General features: G+C 37.3%; 15 protein-coding genes. 3 read left to right on the top strand and 12 right to left on the bottom strand.

The features are described 5' to 3' along the window. Window positions 1-54: 54 nt before the first annotated feature. Genes IGL28_RS04285 through fabT form a run of 3 tightly spaced genes read right to left on the bottom strand, consistent with a single transcriptional unit; the run spans window position 55 to window position 1,738 of the window. Window positions 55-279: an acyl carrier protein gene (locus IGL28_RS04285; protein ID WP_005876288.1), complete on the bottom strand. Its 225-nt coding sequence runs from the start codon at window positions 277-279 to the stop codon at window positions 55-57. A gap of 46 nt (window positions 280-325) precedes the next feature. After that, window positions 326-1,288 (bottom strand): beta-ketoacyl-ACP synthase III, encoded by a 963-nt coding sequence (locus IGL28_RS04280; RefSeq protein WP_010738138.1) that lies wholly within the window; start codon window positions 1,286-1,288, stop codon window positions 326-328. Window positions 1,289-1,297: 9 nt separating this feature from the next. Next, a complete protein-coding gene (gene fabT / locus IGL28_RS04275; RefSeq protein ID WP_010719678.1) occupies window positions 1,298-1,738 on the bottom strand; it encodes a fatty acid biosynthesis transcriptional regulator FabT in 441 nt (146 codons plus the stop codon). Window positions 1,739-2,083: 345 nt separating this feature from the next. On the opposite strand from fabT, the gene IGL28_RS04270 reads away from it, so the two are divergent. Further along, window positions 2,084-2,956: a GIY-YIG nuclease family protein gene (locus tag IGL28_RS04270; RefSeq protein ID WP_088766128.1), complete on the top strand. Its 873-nt coding sequence runs from the start codon at window positions 2,084-2,086 to the stop codon at window positions 2,954-2,956. Between the two features lie 342 nt (window positions 2,957-3,298). On the opposite strand, the gene IGL28_RS04265 is transcribed toward IGL28_RS04270, so the two are convergent. The 6 genes from IGL28_RS04265 to IGL28_RS04240 form a co-directional block, all read right to left on the bottom strand. Next, complete coding sequence (locus tag IGL28_RS04265) at window positions 3,299-3,529, bottom strand: YkuJ family protein (RefSeq protein ID WP_010719680.1); 231 nt, start codon at window positions 3,527-3,529, stop codon at window positions 3,299-3,301. Between the two features lie 86 nt (window positions 3,530-3,615). Beyond that, window positions 3,616-4,503, bottom strand: coding sequence for an NAD(P)-dependent oxidoreductase (locus IGL28_RS04260; RefSeq protein WP_010738140.1), 888 nt, complete (start codon window positions 4,501-4,503; stop codon window positions 3,616-3,618). An 89-nt stretch (window positions 4,504-4,592) separates the two neighbouring features. Then, window positions 4,593-5,816 carry a glycosyltransferase family 4 protein gene (locus tag IGL28_RS04255; protein WP_010719682.1) on the bottom strand — a complete coding sequence of 408 codons (1,224 nt, stop codon included), beginning with the start codon at window positions 5,814-5,816 and terminating at the stop codon, window positions 4,593-4,595. 17 nt (window positions 5,817-5,833) lie between these two features. Further along, window positions 5,834-6,877, bottom strand: a complete 1,044-nt coding sequence (locus IGL28_RS04250) for a glycosyltransferase (RefSeq protein WP_014834761.1) — start codon at window positions 6,875-6,877, stop codon at window positions 5,834-5,836. Window positions 6,878-7,050: 173 nt separating this feature from the next. Next, window positions 7,051-8,778, bottom strand: a complete 1,728-nt coding sequence (gene ptsP, locus IGL28_RS04245) for a phosphoenolpyruvate--protein phosphotransferase (protein WP_010719684.1) — start codon at window positions 8,776-8,778, stop codon at window positions 7,051-7,053. Continuing rightward, the gene (locus IGL28_RS04240) at window positions 8,778-9,044 is read right to left on the bottom strand and encodes a phosphocarrier protein HPr (protein WP_010719685.1); all 267 of its coding nucleotides are present in this window, start codon (window positions 9,042-9,044) and stop codon (window positions 8,778-8,780) included. The genes ptsP and IGL28_RS04240 overlap by 1 nt, the downstream gene beginning before the upstream one ends. A 553-nt stretch (window positions 9,045-9,597) precedes the next feature. On the opposite strand from IGL28_RS04240, the gene IGL28_RS04235 reads away from it, so the two are divergent. Then, window positions 9,598-11,835: an ATP-dependent Clp protease ATP-binding subunit gene (locus IGL28_RS04235; protein ID WP_034867873.1), complete on the top strand. Its 2,238-nt coding sequence runs from the start codon at window positions 9,598-9,600 to the stop codon at window positions 11,833-11,835. A 202-nt stretch (window positions 11,836-12,037) separates the two neighbouring features. After that, window positions 12,038-12,358: a DUF1827 family protein gene (locus tag IGL28_RS04230; RefSeq protein WP_010719687.1), complete on the top strand. Its 321-nt coding sequence runs from the start codon at window positions 12,038-12,040 to the stop codon at window positions 12,356-12,358. A 99-nt stretch (window positions 12,359-12,457) separates the two neighbouring features. Here the strand turns inward: IGL28_RS04230 and IGL28_RS04225 are convergent, their stop codons facing one another. The 3 genes from IGL28_RS04225 to IGL28_RS04215 form a co-directional block, all read right to left on the bottom strand. After that, on the bottom strand, window positions 12,458-12,631 hold the full coding sequence (locus IGL28_RS04225; RefSeq protein ID WP_010719688.1) for a hypothetical protein: 174 nt from the start codon (window positions 12,629-12,631) through the stop codon (window positions 12,458-12,460). Window positions 12,632-12,780: 149 nt separating this feature from the next. Beyond that, the gene (wecB, locus tag IGL28_RS04220; protein WP_010738142.1) at window positions 12,781-13,881 is read right to left on the bottom strand and encodes a non-hydrolyzing UDP-N-acetylglucosamine 2-epimerase; all 1,101 of its coding nucleotides are present in this window, start codon (window positions 13,879-13,881) and stop codon (window positions 12,781-12,783) included. An 80-nt stretch (window positions 13,882-13,961) separates the two neighbouring features. Then, entirely contained in the window at window positions 13,962-15,542 is a 1,581-nt protein-coding gene (locus IGL28_RS04215; protein WP_010738143.1) for a peptide chain release factor 3, read from the bottom strand. Window positions 15,543-15,761 lie beyond the last annotated feature (219 nt).

Genomic DNA, 15,761 nt, shown 5'->3' with positions numbered 1-15,761 from the left:
CCAAGACACTCCTATTTAAGGAAAATGTCCCAGCCCCCAACCTAATCTTAATGATTATGCAGTTTGTTTTTCAACATAAGTTACTAAATCTTGAACTGTTTTGATGCCGTCTTCTGTTTCGATTTTCACGTCAAATTCGTCTTCGATTTCATTAATGATTTGGAATAAATCCAAGCTATCAGCTTCTAAGTCTTCTTGGATGTTTGTTGTTAATTTGATTTCTTCTGTTTCTTTTCCTAACTCTTCTGCAATAATTTCTTGAATTTTTTCGAATACCATACTATATATTCCTCCGATATTGTTTACAATTTTATGTTTTATCAGCTTACAGTTCCATGAGGATACTTCCCCATGTTAAACCTCCACCGTAACCTGTAAATACTACTTTTTGTTTTTTTCCTAAAGTGATTTGCCCACTAGCTACCGCTTCATCTAATAGGATTGGAATACTTGCAGCAGAGGTATTTCCGTATTTATCCATATTGGTTAAGAATTTTTCTTGCGGTATTTTTACCTTGCGTGCAATTTTCTCAATGATTCTAAGATTTGCTTGATGTAAAAGCAGATAATCAACTGACACATTTTGAGTGATGTCTTTAATGTTTTTTGCAACGTCTCTTACAGCAAAATCAAAGATATCTCTTCCTATCATTGATAAATAAAAAGAGCCTTTTGCATCCTTTACATACACCGGTGATCCGTTCGAATGATAGCCAGCTGTGAGTGACGATCCTCGAGTGCCATCTGCTTCCAGATGTTCTGCAATTATTTTCTGCTCTGTACCAGCTTCAAGTAACACACCACCAGCACCATCACCAAACAGGACAGCCGTTGAACGATCAGACCAATCGATTAATTTGGATAATGTCTCGCCACCAATCACTAATCCTTTATTTGAACCGCACCGAATCATTTTCTCTGCCATGCTTAAAGCATAAACAAAGCCTGAACATGCTGCACTAAGATCAAATGCAATTGCATTTGTTGCACCAAGTTTACCTTGAACCTGGACAGCCACAGAGGGTGTCGTAAAATCAGGAGACATGGTTGCTACAAGAATGAAGTCAAGTTCTGTCGGATCGATGTTCTTTTTTTTGATGAGCTTTTCTGCCACTAAATAGCAAAGATCAGAAGTTTCTTGATCTGTGACGCAACGCCTTTGTTTGATACCTGTTCGCGATGAAATCCATTCATCTGAAGTGTCCATCATTTTGGAAAGATCATCATTGGTAATGATTTTTTCGGGAAGGACACTAGCTGTTGCTGTGATCGTTCCAAATTGTTCCATTAAAAATCCTCACTTGTAATCTCGCAAAAAATCATGCAAGTTTTTCAATGCAGCCAGTAAAGCTTGCTGTTCGTCGGTAGCCATGCCATCCAAGATATTTTTGACCATTTCACGATGAAAGTGCTGATGGACACGATATAAAAGTTTGCCTTTTTTTGTCAGTCCTAATTTCACCACTCGTCGATCATCTTCACTTCGAATGCGTTCAACATAGTCTTTCTTTACTAACTTATTGATAGCAGTGGTCAAGGTCCCAACAGTAATCGACAGTTCTTTGGCTACTTCTGAAGTCGTTTTTTTCTTGTACATACCGATTGCCTCGATCGTATGCATCTCTGTAATTGACAAATCTTTGAACTGAGATTTTTTTAATTCAGATTCTTCGATTGTCAAAATATCATTGAAGACACTAACAAGATAATCATTTACTGTTTTCAAATCTGGTTCCATGTTCCACCATCCACTAATTAGTTTGATTATCAAATCATTTGATGTTCAAACTATATCTTAACTTTTTTCAAAATGCAACCTAAAAAGCTCATTTTTTTCGATTATGAACTTTTTCTAAGAAAAAATTCATTTTAAAATCCTATTAAATCAACAATCACCCATTTAAACATTAAAAATATTTCTCAAATAAATATTTTGATTATCAAACTATTTTTACTTAATACTCAGCAAACGAAAAGGTTGTTCCTTTGCCGTAAATTTGATATAGTATTTTTTGATAAAAAAGGAGAAAGAACGTTGAAAGAAAAAGTAAAAAAACTCCCCTTGCTTCCTGGGGTATACTTGATGAAAGATCATACCGGAACTGTGATTTACGTGGGAAAAGCGAAACAATTAAAAAATCGTGTAAGTAGTTATTTTCGTCATAGTAAACAACATTCAAAAAAAGTTCGCCGATTGATTCATCATATCGCTGACTTTGATTTTGTCGTCGTGGATACTGAATTAGATGCACTATTGTTAGAATGTCAATTAATCCAGTACTACCGCCCTTTTTACAACCGTCAAATGAACTATTTTAGTAACTATAATTATTTACATATTACAAATAATGGTTTTTCCCTTTCGGATATGCCACTTGCCCGTACTTACGGTCCCTTTCGACTTTACAAAAAAATGCCGGCTATTTTACGCATCATTGAAGAAACCTATCAGATGCCGTGGCTGTCTGAAATCAGCCTTTTAGCTTTAAATACACAATTACCGGAAATGAATCAGTTGTCATTTGAACAAAAGAAAAAAGAGATTCAAAATCTGCTGCAAGGGCGCAATAAAAAACTAATCACTTACTTGAAGAAAAGGCAAAATCATTTTATCGAACAATTGAATTTTGAAAAAGCTGCCCAAATCCAACAAGATATTGAGTTATCCACAGCTTTCATTAAAAGAATACAGGCGCAGAAACTATTTCTAAGGACGCCTAAAATCACTTTCCATTTACCTCTGGCGGCGGACGAAACGAAACAAAAACATTATTTGATTTGTTACGGTCAACTGGCTGAAACGGCCATTACGTCTAATGATGAATCTCCTTATTTTTATTATGAAAATGCAAAAGCTGGTTTGTCCTTGAAGCGACAGTTGCAAAAAGAAGAAATTGACCCCGTCCTTATACTAATGAGTTACCATAAGAAAATTCTCGCCCAAAATGAATTGTAAAATAAAAAGAAACCTTGAACTACCAAACATTGGTCTACAGTTCACGGTTTCTTTTCGTTGTTTTATCCATTTAACCAATTATTCCCCTAATCTTCTCACTAGCCGAAAAAAATCTAAGGAAAAATAGGCGTCACACTTTTTCTTCTGTTCATCGGAGCAGTCTCTTGCTGATACGAACGCTTGTGGATAGAACACGCCCATCCTGGTCACTTCAAGAAGACTTCTTACGAACGAAGCCTGATCCATTAAGCCATAAAAAAAGCAGCTCTAAAGCACCAAGAGAAGATTTTCTAAAAAATCCTCTCTTGGTTGCTCAGAGCTGAACGCTTCTTTCATGATCTTTTATTGGATCAAGTCATAAATTTCCATTGCAACGATATCGATATTGTCAAATTCATATTGTTGATGTGAATCTGTTTCAGTTAATTCAAATGTTTCAGTTGCTTTGTCATAAGTAACTGTACATTTTTCAACGCCCTCTTTTTCAAAACGACGGACTTGCAGTTCATTATCTGCTGATTCGACCATTGCCTCCAGTCGTTTAATGATTGCAACTAATTGTGAATGTGCCATCGGAGGTCCTCCTTTTCTTATTTCTGTTATATTGTAACAAAAGCACAGACGACTTGCATTGATTTTCTCCAAAAAAAGCGAGTTTTTTAAGATTTTTTTTCTGGGTTCTTTCCTTCAGGCCACCAAAGCTTAATCAATGCTTGAGTACCGTCATTTTCAAATCCCTGATCTGCTAATTGTTCATATAATTTTAAAGCTTGCGTTGTCGCTGGTAACTTCAATGCCATTTTATCTGCTTCATCTAACGCAATTTTCAAATCTTTAATAAAATGTTTAACAAAGAATCCTGGCGTATAATCCTCTTTTAAAATACGAGGAGCATAATTACTTAATGACCAGTTTGCCGCACTGCCTCCTGAGACTGTTTCAATGACTTTTTCAAAGTCAAGTCCTGCTTTTGAAGCATAAGCAAGTAACTCGGTCATGCCTGTCATAGTCCCTGCAATCATGATTTGATTTGCCATTTTCGCATGTTGTCCTTTCCCTGCTGTCCCATGTAAAGTAAAAGTAGATCCCATCACTTGAAACAAAGGTAAAACTTTTTCATAGACACTTTTTTCACCACCAACCATGATTGTCAAAGTGGCATTCTTCGCACCCAGATCTCCACCTGAAACTGGTGCATCTAAAGCAGCTGCACCTTTTTCTGTGGCTGTTTTTGCAATTTTTTCTGCAAGCGTTGGGGTACTAGTTGTTAGATCAACCAAAATTCGATCTTGGACATCCGTTGCAAAGATCCCATTTTCGCCATAGTAAATTTCTTCTACATCTTGGGGATAACCAACCATCGAAAAGATGATCTCACTATTTTTAGTGACATCTTTAGGTGTTTCAGCCCAAATGGCTCCTTTTTTGACTAGCTCATCCGTTTTTGCTTTTGTTCGATTATAGACAGTTACTTCATGTCCTGCGTTCATAAGATGCTCAGTGATTGCGCGTCCCATGACTCCTGTCCCGATAAAACCTAATTTCATATTCGTGACCTCCTAAAAATCAAAAAATCTTTGTCTCTATGCTAAGTATACGCCAGAAACAAAGATTTTTTTAGGATAAATACCTAAATTTATCGTTTAAATGAATTTAATTTGATTTTTATTCTTTCGATGGATGCCTCTTCTTCTTTTCGTTGCATTTCTTTTTCATGATAGATAATCATATCTTCATAAAATTCAATCATCGCTTCGCCAAAGTGCGTAGAGGAAATATCATATAATTTTGATTCCAATACTTTTTGGTCACGAGGGACTTCACTTTTTATATAATCAATAAGTGCTGGTGCGAAATCCTCATCGGTTTCAAATGTTTTCCCAAGGGAGGGATGATCAAACAAACGATTAAGATAAGCATTTCCCTCAATTACACAAGGTGTCCCTGAAGCCATTGCTTCCGTATAAGTTAAACCTTGTGTTTCTGAAGTTGAGGCACTAACAAAGTAATCAGCTGCTTTATAATACAATGCCACATCTTCGTTATCGACTTCTCCAGTAAATTGGACAAATTCATCCAATGCTAGTTCGTTGATTAGCTCTTGCAACTCTTCAAGGTAAGGCCCTTTGCCAACGATCACCATTCGTGCATTGGGATACGCTTTTAGAACTTGGGGAAATCCCTGGACCAATGCTTGAATATTTTTTTCATAAGAGATACGACTTAAAGATAAGATCATTAACTCATCATCTTTGATATTCAGCGATCCTCTGATTTCTTTGATAGCTTTTTGCGTGATTCCTTCCCTTTTAAATTTCTCAATATCGATCCCTGTAGGAATCACTCGAAGTGGTGCGACAACACCATAACTTCTTAATGTATCAATTACTCGTTCACTGGGACAGACAACCCCTGTTGTATGGTTAACAAATAAGCGGGAGAGATATCTGACATGAGATTGACGTATCACTTTGCCTTTAGCAATATAGTGTAGATAATCTTCATACATCGTATGATACGTATGGATCAATGGTATTTTCAGCTTTTTAGCAACCATTTTACCTAAAATCCCTGCACCAAATTCTGTATGAGTATGAATCAGTTCTAATTCAAGTTCCTTCGCTACTAAATAAGCGTACCACATACCTCGTACCACTATTCGTCGATCTTTAAAGGAAACGAATGGAACACTCGGCATACGAATGACATCTTTTTCTATTTTATCAGCATTTGGATCGGTTGTCGTAAAAATATAGACTTCATGTCCATGTTTTTCTAGTTCATTTTTTAAGGTTTTGATCGATGTAGCAACTCCGCTTACCTGCGGAAAATAGGTATCGGTAAAAAAGCCAATTTTCATGATTTTTTGCCTCCAAACTACCCTTTATTATTTTGTCTTTCATTTATGGAAGAATCTGCTTCTTCTAACACTTGTGTATACACCAGTTTCAGTTGCTCACCAATTTTCTCAATACTTCGTGCTTGGGCAGTCTGATATCCAGCTGCCACTAGACTAGGAACTTCTTCTTCCACGATCTTTTTGATCAATACGGTAAATTCTTCATTAGAGCGACCCATGTAACAATTTTTTTTATCTTCTAACCAGCCATCATAGACTGGAATGTCTCGTACAAGAACATTTTGCTTACTTGCTAGTGCCTCTAATACTACAATTCCTTCTGTTTCTTCATAAGATGGGAAGAAAAAAAGGTCAGCGCCTGAGTATGCACCCTCAATAATTTCTCCCCGAATATATCCTGGAAAGATCACATTATCTGGGTGTTCTTCTTTCACAATCTGTCGGATATTTTTTGGGATCGAATACATAGGTACATGTCCAAACCAAATAAATGTATATTCTGGAAGTTTTTTTGCAATTTCTACAAAATCAATGATCCCTTTACGAGCAAAAAAAAGGCCAACACAGATAATCACTTTCTGATCTGGTGATAATTTGAAATAGTCGCGAAATTTTTGTTCTTTGATTGGATCTGGTTGATATTTTTTTAGATCAATCCCATTTGATATCGATTGGATCGGTAAATCTATGCCGTAACTTTCCAGTAATCTTTTAGAATATGGCGTAGGTGTGATGAGATAATCCGCCTTTTGATATAATCCCACTAAATATTTTTTTACTAATGGCGATAATTGATTAGAGCCAATAAATGAGTTACGAAAATCTTCCTCTGTTGAGTGAGCATGATAGACGATCTTCTTGCCGTCTTTTCTTGCTTTATTGACCATATTGTGACTATTGATACCATATGTATTGATGTGTAGAATATCATAGTCATCTTTACTATCTAGCGTGTAGGGAATCCCCATTTCTTTTAGAGCACGTTTTTGGTGGTCAAGCGCTCGTCCAATACCAGATTTCGCAAGTATTTTTTCACTTTCAAAATATAATAATACCTTCACCTTACGTCCTCCTTCATTTATATAGTATAACATAGCGCTGAACCTGTCACTCAAACTTAAGCCCTATTTTAAAATAACTCTATTTTTCATTCCTTATTTTTACCTATATGTAAAAATCCCATTGTAAAAAGCTGATACAGCTACTATCGCTGTACCAGCTTTTACTCGTATTATTATTTTACGTATTCATTTACAAGTTCAACGACTTCTTCCATCGTGTCACATTCTTTCAAAGCACGATCAGCAAGTTCAGCCATCTTCGTTGTATCTAAACGTTTCATTAAACTACGTGTTTTCAAGATTGATGTTGCACTCATTGAGAATTCATCTAATCCCATACCTACAAGTAGCGGAACTGCGGTTTGATCCCCAGCCATTTCGCCACACATACCAGCCCATTTACCTTCAGCATGCGCTGCATCGATCACGTTTTTAATCAAACGTAGGATTGATGGGTTGTAAGGTTGATACAAGTATGAAACACGTTCGTTCATACGGTCAGCTGCCATAGTGTATTGGATCAAGTCATTCGTTCCTACTGAGAAGAAGTCAACTTCCTTAGCAAACTTGTCAGCTAAGACAGCTGCTGCTGGAATTTCGATCATGATGCCGACTTGGATCGTATCAGATACTTCCACGCCTTCATTCAATAATTTTTGTTTTTCGTCTTCAAAGATTGCTTTTGCAGCACGGAATTCTTTAAGAGTCGCTACCATTGGGAACATGATACGTAAGTTTCCATGAACAGATGCACGTAATAATGCGCGCATTTGCGTACGGAACATTTCGTCACCTTGTTCTGACAAGCTGATTCGTAATGCACGATAGCCTAAGAATGGGTTCATTTCATGAGGCAATTGTAAGTAAGGTAATTCTTTATCGCCACCGATATCCATCGTACGCACGACAACCGGTTTACCTTCCATACCTTCAAGAACTGCTTTATATGCTTCATATTGGTCATCTTCAGTTGGGAAATCAGGAGAATCCATGTACAAGAATTCTGTACGGTAAAGACCAACCGCTTCCCCGCCGTTATTATGAACACCAACTAAATCTTTTGGTGTACCAATATTTGCTGCTAATTCAAAATGTTTGCCATCAGCAGTAACAGTTTCAGCATTTTTTAATTTTTCCCATTCTGCTTTTTGAGCAGCGTATTCAGCACCGATTTTTTCAAATTCAGCTTTTTGTTCAGCTGTAGGATCAACGATTACATCGCCTTCAATCCCGTTAACAGCTAACATATCGCCTTCTTTGACTTTAGCAGTGATTTCTTTTGTACCTACGATCGCTGGGATTTCTAAAGAACGTGCCATGATCGCTGAGTGTGAAGTACGTCCGCCGATGTCAGTTACAAACGCTTTAACAAAATTACGATCTAATTGAGCAGTATCACTTGGTGTCAAATCATGAGCAACAACAACTACTTCTTCGTTAATCATTGATGGATTTGGTAATGTCACACCTAGTAAATGCGCTAAAATACGTTTCGCAACGTCGCGGATATCAGCCGCACGTTCTTGCATATAAGCGTTGTCTTCCATAGCTTCGAACATACTGATATACATATCAGTTACTTCTTTTAATGCTGATTCAGCGTTTACGCTGTTATCATTAATGTTTTGTTTAATTTGACCAACCATTTCTGGATCAGACAGAACCATCAAGTGTGCGTCAAATACTTGCGCTTCTGCTTCACCTAAGCTTTGCGCTGCTTTTTCACGAATTTGTTGCAATTCTTCAGTAGATTTTGCTAAAGCATCATCTAAACGAGATGCTTCAGCTGCTGTATCTTCTACTGTTGTCTTACTGAATGTTAAATCCGGTTGAACTAGCAGGTAAGCTTTTGCAACGGCAACGCCGTCACTAGCGGCAATCCCTTTTAGCATTTCAACCATTATTCAGATAATCCTTCTTTCTTCATTGTATCAACGATAGCTGCCATTGCGTCTGCTTCGTCAGCACCTTCAGCTGTGATTGTAACGTCAGAACCTTGACCTACACCTAAAGACATAACGCCCATGATAGATTTCAAGTTTACTGATTTACCTTTATACTCTAAGTTTACATCAGAGTTAAATTTGCTTGCTGTTTGTACTAATAATGTAGCTGGACGTGCGTGGATTCCAGTTTCTGCTACTACGTGAAATTCTTTCTTTTCCATATTAATCGGTCTCCTTTAAGTGAGTGTTGTTTTTATGTGAGGGTTTTCTTTTTTAGCAGTTTACTAAGAACACTAATAAGTAGTACCCTTTCATTTGTAAAGATTACCATTTTTTCCCGATAGATACAACAGTTTTCATTTAAATTCAACTAAAAGTGTGGAAAATAATTAGCACTACTTTTAAAAATATGAATACATAGGATAACAACCGTATTCATTCTACCTCACTTCTTTTTTTAGTTGCTTTGATTCTCTTTACTGATCCCTCAGTAAAGAAGCAAACAAAACTAGACTCTGCCAAGCGAAATATCTCCTTCTATTTATCATTTTTATCGAAGAACGACTTATTCATTTCTTCATTTATTTTGAAAAACTAAATACTTGCACGCGTCCTAAAATTTAGTATAATTATAGCCAAAGGTCAATAATGGTCAATAACATTTTTTACCTTTTCAACTTTTGAGTAAATGAGGGTTATTCTTTTACCTTCGTAGTTACGCGTTGTAAAATAGAATGGAAACATGTGAATCATGTGAAAGGACGTGAATCATTTATGCTTTGTCAAAATTGTGGGAAAAATGAAGCAACGATCCACTTATATGCAACAGTAAACGGACAGAGAACGCAACTTGATTACTGCCAAAGTTGCTATCAAAAAATTAAAAATCAACAAAATGGAGGTCTGACTAGTATGGCTCAAAATGATCCTTTTGGTTTTGGCAGCTTGGACGACTTATTCCGCTCCATGTCCCGCCAAATGCAACAGCAAGGAAACTATGAACAAACTCCTCCAACCCAATTCGGTGGTAACAACAACTTTAACGGCGGTCAACCACCGCAACAAGGAAATTCCGAAGGTCTTTTAGGAGAATACGGAATCAACATCACCGAACAAGCTCGTCAAGGTGACATTGATCCTGTGATCGGCCGTGATGATGAAATCAAACGTGTGATCGAGATTTTAAACCGTCGAACAAAAAACAATCCGGTATTAATCGGTGAGCCTGGTGTTGGTAAAACTGCCGTAGTTGAAGGACTTGCACAAAAAATCGTAGATGGCGATGTTCCGCAAAAATTAATGGATAAAGAAGTGATTCGTTTAGATGTGGTTTCTTTGGTTCAAGGAACTGGTATCCGTGGACAATTTGAAGAACGGATGCAAAAATTGATCGAAGAAATTAAGCAGGCTGAAAATGTCATATTATTCATTGATGAAGTCCATGAAATTGTCGGTGCTGGTTCTGCCGGTGATGGGAACATGGATGCGGGAAATATTTTAAAACCAGCTCTAGCTCGTGGCGAACTACAAATGGTTGGTGCCACTACATTAAATGAATACCGCATCATCGAGAAAGATGCAGCTTTAGAAAGACGGATGCAACCGGTTCGGGTCGTTGAACCTTCTGTTGAGGAAACAATCAGTATCTTAAAAGGATTGCAAAAACGCTACGAAGACTACCATCACGTCAAATATACCGATGAAGCAATCGAAGCTGCAGCTATTCTCTCAAATCGTTATGTTCAAGATCGTTTCTTACCAGATAAAGCGATTGACTTGCTTGATGAAACTGGCTCAAAGAAAAACTTAACGATTCAAATCGTTGATCCTAAAACCATTGATAAAAAACTTGAAGAAGCACAGGAACAAAAAATCCAAGCTTCTAAAGAAGAAGACTTTGAGAAAGCCGCTTATTATCGTGACCAAATCAGTAAATTAGAAAAGATGAAAGAACGTCAATTAACAGATGAAGAAACGCCTGTTATCACAGAAAAAGATATGGAAAAAATTGTGGAAGAACGTACGGGCATTCCCGTTGGCGATCTAAAAGAAAAAGAGCAAACACAATTGAAGAATCTTGCGACTGATCTAAAAGCACATGTGATTGGACAAGACGATGCCGTAGATCGTGTGGCAAAAGCTATTCGTCGTAATCGGGTTGGCTTGAGCAAGAAAAACCGCCCTATCGGATCATTTTTATTCGTAGGTCCAACTGGTGTCGGCAAAACTGAATTAGCCAAGCAACTGGCATTTGAATTATTCGGTTCCGAAGATTCAATGATTCGTTTTGATATGTCTGAATACATGGAAAAACATAGTGTATCTAAATTGATTGGTTCTCCTCCTGGCTATGTGGGCTATGAAGAGGCAGGTCAACTTACTGAAAAAGTACGTCGTAATCCTTATAGCTTGATTTTATTGGATGAAGTGGAAAAAGCACATCCTGATGTGTTACACATGTTCCTCCAAATTTTGGATGATGGCCGTTTGACTGACGCACAAGGTCGGACAGTAAGCTTTAAAGATACGATCATCATTATGACAAGTAATGCTGGTACAGGTAAAGTCGAAGCAAATGTCGGTTTTGGAGCAGCTCGTGAAGGGGTTACTCGTTCTGTTTTAAACCAACTAAACAATTACTTCACACCTGAATTCTTGAACCGTTTCGATGGAATCATCGAATTTAGTGCGCTATCAAAAGAAAACTTAATGACCATCGTTACCTTGATGCTAGATGAAGTCAATGAAATGTTAGCAGCACAACAACTGCATATCGAAGTGCCGACAAATGTCAAAGAAAAACTTGTTGACTTGGGCTATGACCCAGCAATGGGCGCACGCCCTCTTCGTCGAACGATCCAAGAACAAATCGAAGATGGAATTGCTGAATTTTATTTAGACCATCCTTCAATCCATGAACTAAAAGCAAAATTGGATAAAGAAGAAAAAATTGTGATCACTTCTAAACCAGAACGTTTAGTCAAAGAAACGACAAACGAGCCAACAAACTAAACATCTGACAAAAACTTCGCTTTGCGACTGATAAAAAATGAAGCACCCATGAAAAAGCGACAGCTTTTCTCACGGGTGCTTCATTGCTCAAAGCGGATTTTTGATTGTTTTTTGACAAAAGCAAAATACTGTTCTTTTCATTAGAAAAAAATTATAATGAAATTAAGTTGTATCTAAAATCTACATAAAAGAGGTGAGCGCCATGAAATTTGTCAATGTAACGAATAGTCATTCACGTTTGGTTTTAAACCAATTGGAAAATACAGATGCTCATATGGTGAAGGTTTACACTGCAGGCAATACAATGATTGTTTACACTGAAGCACCGGAACATAACGAGATTTTACTGATTAATGAAAAACGAAAAATACAACCCAAAGAAATTGAAGAAGTCAAAACGTACTTCCTCAATAAAATCCATGACGCCCTATATCAAGAAAACGAAATCCAAGTAATTGAATTAGATGACTTAGTTGAAATCTCGATTCCGAAACATCATCCCCACACTGAGGTTGCAATGTGATGATTACAAATAAACAAAAAAAAGAAACCTTTTTTAGAAGGATCGAAGGATAATGTTTGATTTTATCCTTGATCCAGCTCATTTATAGAGCTGGATCTTCTAAGATTGATTGGTTTCTTTTTTTGGTGTTTTTCCTAGTCGAACGATTGCTCTTACTTCGTTAACGATCGATTCATTATGCTCCCAACCTTCAACATCTAACAGCCTGCATAAACGCTGCATTTCTAACTTTTTTCTTGCTTTACGTTGTTTTCGTTGCTCCAGTGTTTCCATCCAACTCCCCCTTTTTTCTTTTTATATGTACACATCTTTATTTTAATTCATTTTATTTCAAAGAATTTACCAATTTTTTCTTTAAAATAAAAAAAACTTTCCACCAAAATTGTTGGAAAGTTTTTTTTTGCTTTTTTGGTAACCTGTAATCAATGAAATGAGGCTGCGATAGCCTCTAAGATTCGTTGACTTGCGTAACCATCTCCATAAGGATTTTTTGCTTGTGCCATCTTTTCATAAGCCTTTACATCAGTTAACAATTGTTTTGTCTCGTCATAAACTGTCTCTTCGTCTGTACCAACGAGTTTTAAAGTTCCGGCTTTTACACCTTCCGGTCGTTCAGTGGTATCACGTAAGACAAGAACCGGAACACCTAAAGAAGGTGCCTCTTCTTGAACTCCGCCTGAATCAGTTAATATAAGATAACTTTTGGCTGCACAATTGTGAAAATCAATGACATCTAATGGTTCGATCAGCTGAACATTCTCATATTGTCCTAAAATAGTATCAGCTAATTCTCGTACTTTAGGATTTTTATGCATCGGAAAAATAATGGATACATCAGAAAATTCTTCAGCAATCCTTCCTAATGCTTGAAAAACGTTCGCCATTGGCTCGCCTAGGTTCTCACGTCGATGCATTGTTACTAATAATTGTTTAGTGGAGCTGCTCGAAAGATGATCGCTTTTTTGATCCGCCACGATCGTGTACCTCATCGCATCGATCGCCGTATTGCCAGTAACGAAGATGTTTGCTTCATCGTGGTGCTCTCTTCTAAGATTATCAGCACTTTCATTGGTTGGCGCAAAGTAGAGATCCGCTAAAACATCTGTGGCTTGCCGATTGATTTCTTCAGGAAACGGTGACCATTTGTTCCAAGTTCGTAATCCTGCTTCGACATGTCCGACTTTAATTTGTTGATAAAATGCTGCGGTCGCTGCAGCAAATGTTGTGGTCGTATCTCCATGAACTAAGACGATATCAGGCTGTTCTGCTTGTAAGATTGGTTCTAATGATAAAAGAACTTTCGTTGTAATAGCGGTGAGTGTTTGATTGACACTCATCACATCTAGATCGTGATCAGGAGTAATTTCAAACACTTCTAACACTTGGTCTAACATTTCACGGTGCTGGCCTGTAACCGTCACGATTGATTCAAAGCGCTCATCTTTTTCCAGCGCTTTGATCAAAGGTGCCATTTTTATTGCTTCTGGACGTGTTCCAAAGATCGACATTACTTTAATCATCATTAAATTCCTCCGGATTATTTAGTTATTCTCTCCCGGCTATTTTCATAGTACTCCCAAAGCACCACCATGTGATGAGCGCTTTACATTAAACTTTTTAATTTGACATTTGGGTACTTGTCAGCAAACCAACGTTCAGCAAATTGGTTTTCGAACAAGAATAATGGCTGATCAAAACGGTCACGTGCCAAGATATTACGACTAGAACTCATCTTCTCATCTAAATCTTCGGGCTCGATCCAACGGGCAATTTTATGACCCATAGGAGACATGATCACTTCTGCATTGTATTCATTTAGCATCCGGTATTGGAATACTTCAAATTGAAGTTGTCCAACTGCACCAATGATGTATTCTTCCGTCAAATAAGTTTTATAGAGTTGGATCGCACCTTCTTGGACTAACTGATAGATACCTTTATGGAATGATTTTTGTTTCATCACATTTTTAGCAGTGACTTTCATAAATAATTCCGGAGTAAAGGATGGTAACTCTTCATACGCCACCTTCAATTTTCCTTCATAAAGAGTATCGCCAATTTGATAATTTCCTGTATCATAGACCCCGATAATATCCCCTGCTACAGCATTCTCGACATTCTCTCTTGAGTCAGCCATAAACTGCGTCACATTACTTAACTTCAATTTTTTACCTGTTCGTTCTAATTGAACATCCATCCCACGTTCAAAAGTTCCAGAACAGATTCGCACAAAAGCAATCCGATCTCGGTGAGCTGGATTCATATTGGCTTGGATCTTAAAGACAAAACCTGAAAATTCTTCTTCATAAGGACTAACTTCTTGTCCTGATTGTGTTTGATGTCCGTAAGGTGAAGGGGCTAATTCCACGAAGGTTTCTAAAAATGTTTGCACACCAAAATTTGTTAACGCTGAACCAAAGAAGACCGGTGTCTGATCTCCCCGAGCAATTTTTTCTTCATTAAAAGAATCTCCTGCTTCTTTCAACAATTCTACTTCTTCAAGAACTTGTTCATACAATGAATTTTCTGTCAAAGGATGGCCTTCTGGCAGCAATCCTTCTTCATCCAAGGCAACAAGGCGCTCATCATTATAGTTTTCTGGACGATAAAACTCAATACGATTATGGTGGATATCATAGAGTCCTTCTAAGCCTTTCCCCATACCAATCGGCCAATTCATTGGATAAGACTCGATATCGAGCAACTCTTCCAATTCTTCTAAAAGTTCTAATGGTTCGCGACCATCTCGATCTAACTTATTGATAAAGGTAAAAATAGGGATTCCTCTTTTTTTAACGACTTGGAATAATTTTTTTGTTTGAGCTTCAATCCCTTTGGCACTATCGATGACCATAACCGCACTATCGACAGCCATCAATGTCCGATACGTATCTTCAGAAAAATCTTCATGCCCTGGGGTATCTAAGATATTGACTCTTTTACCATGATAATCAAACTGCATCACAGAACTGGTAACTGAGATTCCACGTTGCTTCTCAATTTCCATCCAGTCAGATTTTGCAAAGTTACCAGTCTTTTTCCCTTTGACAGTTCCTGCCTGACGTATTGCGCCACCAAATAAAAGTAATTGTTCAGTAATCGTTGTTTTACCAGCATCCGGATGGGAAATAATCGCAAACGTGCGTCGGTTATCTACTTGTTGTTTTAAGTTAGGGTTATTCATGTTTTACTCCATTTCTGTTACATCATTATCATCTTATTCGTCATCCTGTTCAAGGAATGATCGAACTAGCTATCTCAACTTACCAAGTATATCATGGAAACTATCAAAAAATAAACACTTGTTATGAGTCTTCTATCTTTCTCTGTTGAATATCATATAAACGACTTTTTCAATAAGAGAAAATAAAGCTTTTCCTGCTACTATAACAACTGAAAACAG

Origin of the sequence: Enterococcus sp. AZ077 (assembly GCF_051714965.1) — a bacterium.
Classification (GTDB): domain Bacteria; phylum Bacillota; class Bacilli; order Lactobacillales; family Enterococcaceae; genus Enterococcus_B; species Enterococcus_B hirae.
The sequence above is the reverse complement of the archived record's forward strand: the minus strand, read 5'-3'. Positions and strand labels throughout refer to the sequence as shown.

What these genes read in the sequence shown, in the direction of transcription:
- fabT (WP_010719678.1), bottom strand. Translation starts at nt 1,738, where the DNA reads ATGGAACCAGATTTGAAAACAGTAAATGATTATCTTGTTAGTGTCTTC.
- IGL28_RS04225 (WP_010719688.1), bottom strand. Translation starts at nt 12,631, where the DNA reads ATGGAAACACTGGAGCAACGAAAACAACGTAAAGCAAGAAAAAAGTTA.
- IGL28_RS04260 (WP_010738140.1), bottom strand. Translation starts at nt 4,503, where the DNA reads ATGAAATTAGGTTTTATCGGGACAGGAGTCATGGGACGCGCAATCACT.
- IGL28_RS04240 (WP_010719685.1), bottom strand. Translation starts at nt 9,044, where the DNA reads ATGGAAAAGAAAGAATTTCACGTAGTAGCAGAAACTGGAATCCACGCA.
- IGL28_RS04265 (WP_010719680.1), bottom strand. Translation starts at nt 3,529, where the DNA reads ATGGCACATTCACAATTAGTTGCAATCATTAAACGACTGGAGGCAATG.
- IGL28_RS04215 (WP_010738143.1), bottom strand. Translation starts at nt 15,542, where the DNA reads ATGAATAACCCTAACTTAAAACAACAAGTAGATAACCGACGCACGTTT.
- IGL28_RS04280 (WP_010738138.1), bottom strand. Translation starts at nt 1,288, where the DNA reads ATGGAACAATTTGGAACGATCACAGCAACAGCTAGTGTCCTTCCCGAA.
- IGL28_RS04235 (WP_034867873.1), top strand. Translation starts at nt 9,598, where the DNA reads ATGCTTTGTCAAAATTGTGGGAAAAATGAAGCAACGATCCACTTATAT.
- IGL28_RS04270 (WP_088766128.1), top strand. Translation starts at nt 2,084, where the DNA reads ATGAAAGATCATACCGGAACTGTGATTTACGTGGGAAAAGCGAAACAA.
- ptsP (WP_010719684.1), bottom strand. Translation starts at nt 8,778, where the DNA reads ATGGTTGAAATGCTAAAAGGGATTGCCGCTAGTGACGGCGTTGCCGTT.
- IGL28_RS04255 (WP_010719682.1), bottom strand. Translation starts at nt 5,816, where the DNA reads ATGAAAATTGGCTTTTTTACCGATACCTATTTTCCGCAGGTAAGCGGA.
- wecB (WP_010738142.1), bottom strand. Translation starts at nt 13,881, where the DNA reads ATGATGATTAAAGTAATGTCGATCTTTGGAACACGTCCAGAAGCAATA.
- IGL28_RS04285 (WP_005876288.1), bottom strand. Translation starts at nt 279, where the DNA reads ATGGTATTCGAAAAAATTCAAGAAATTATTGCAGAAGAGTTAGGAAAA.
- IGL28_RS04230 (WP_010719687.1), top strand. Translation starts at nt 12,038, where the DNA reads ATGAAATTTGTCAATGTAACGAATAGTCATTCACGTTTGGTTTTAAAC.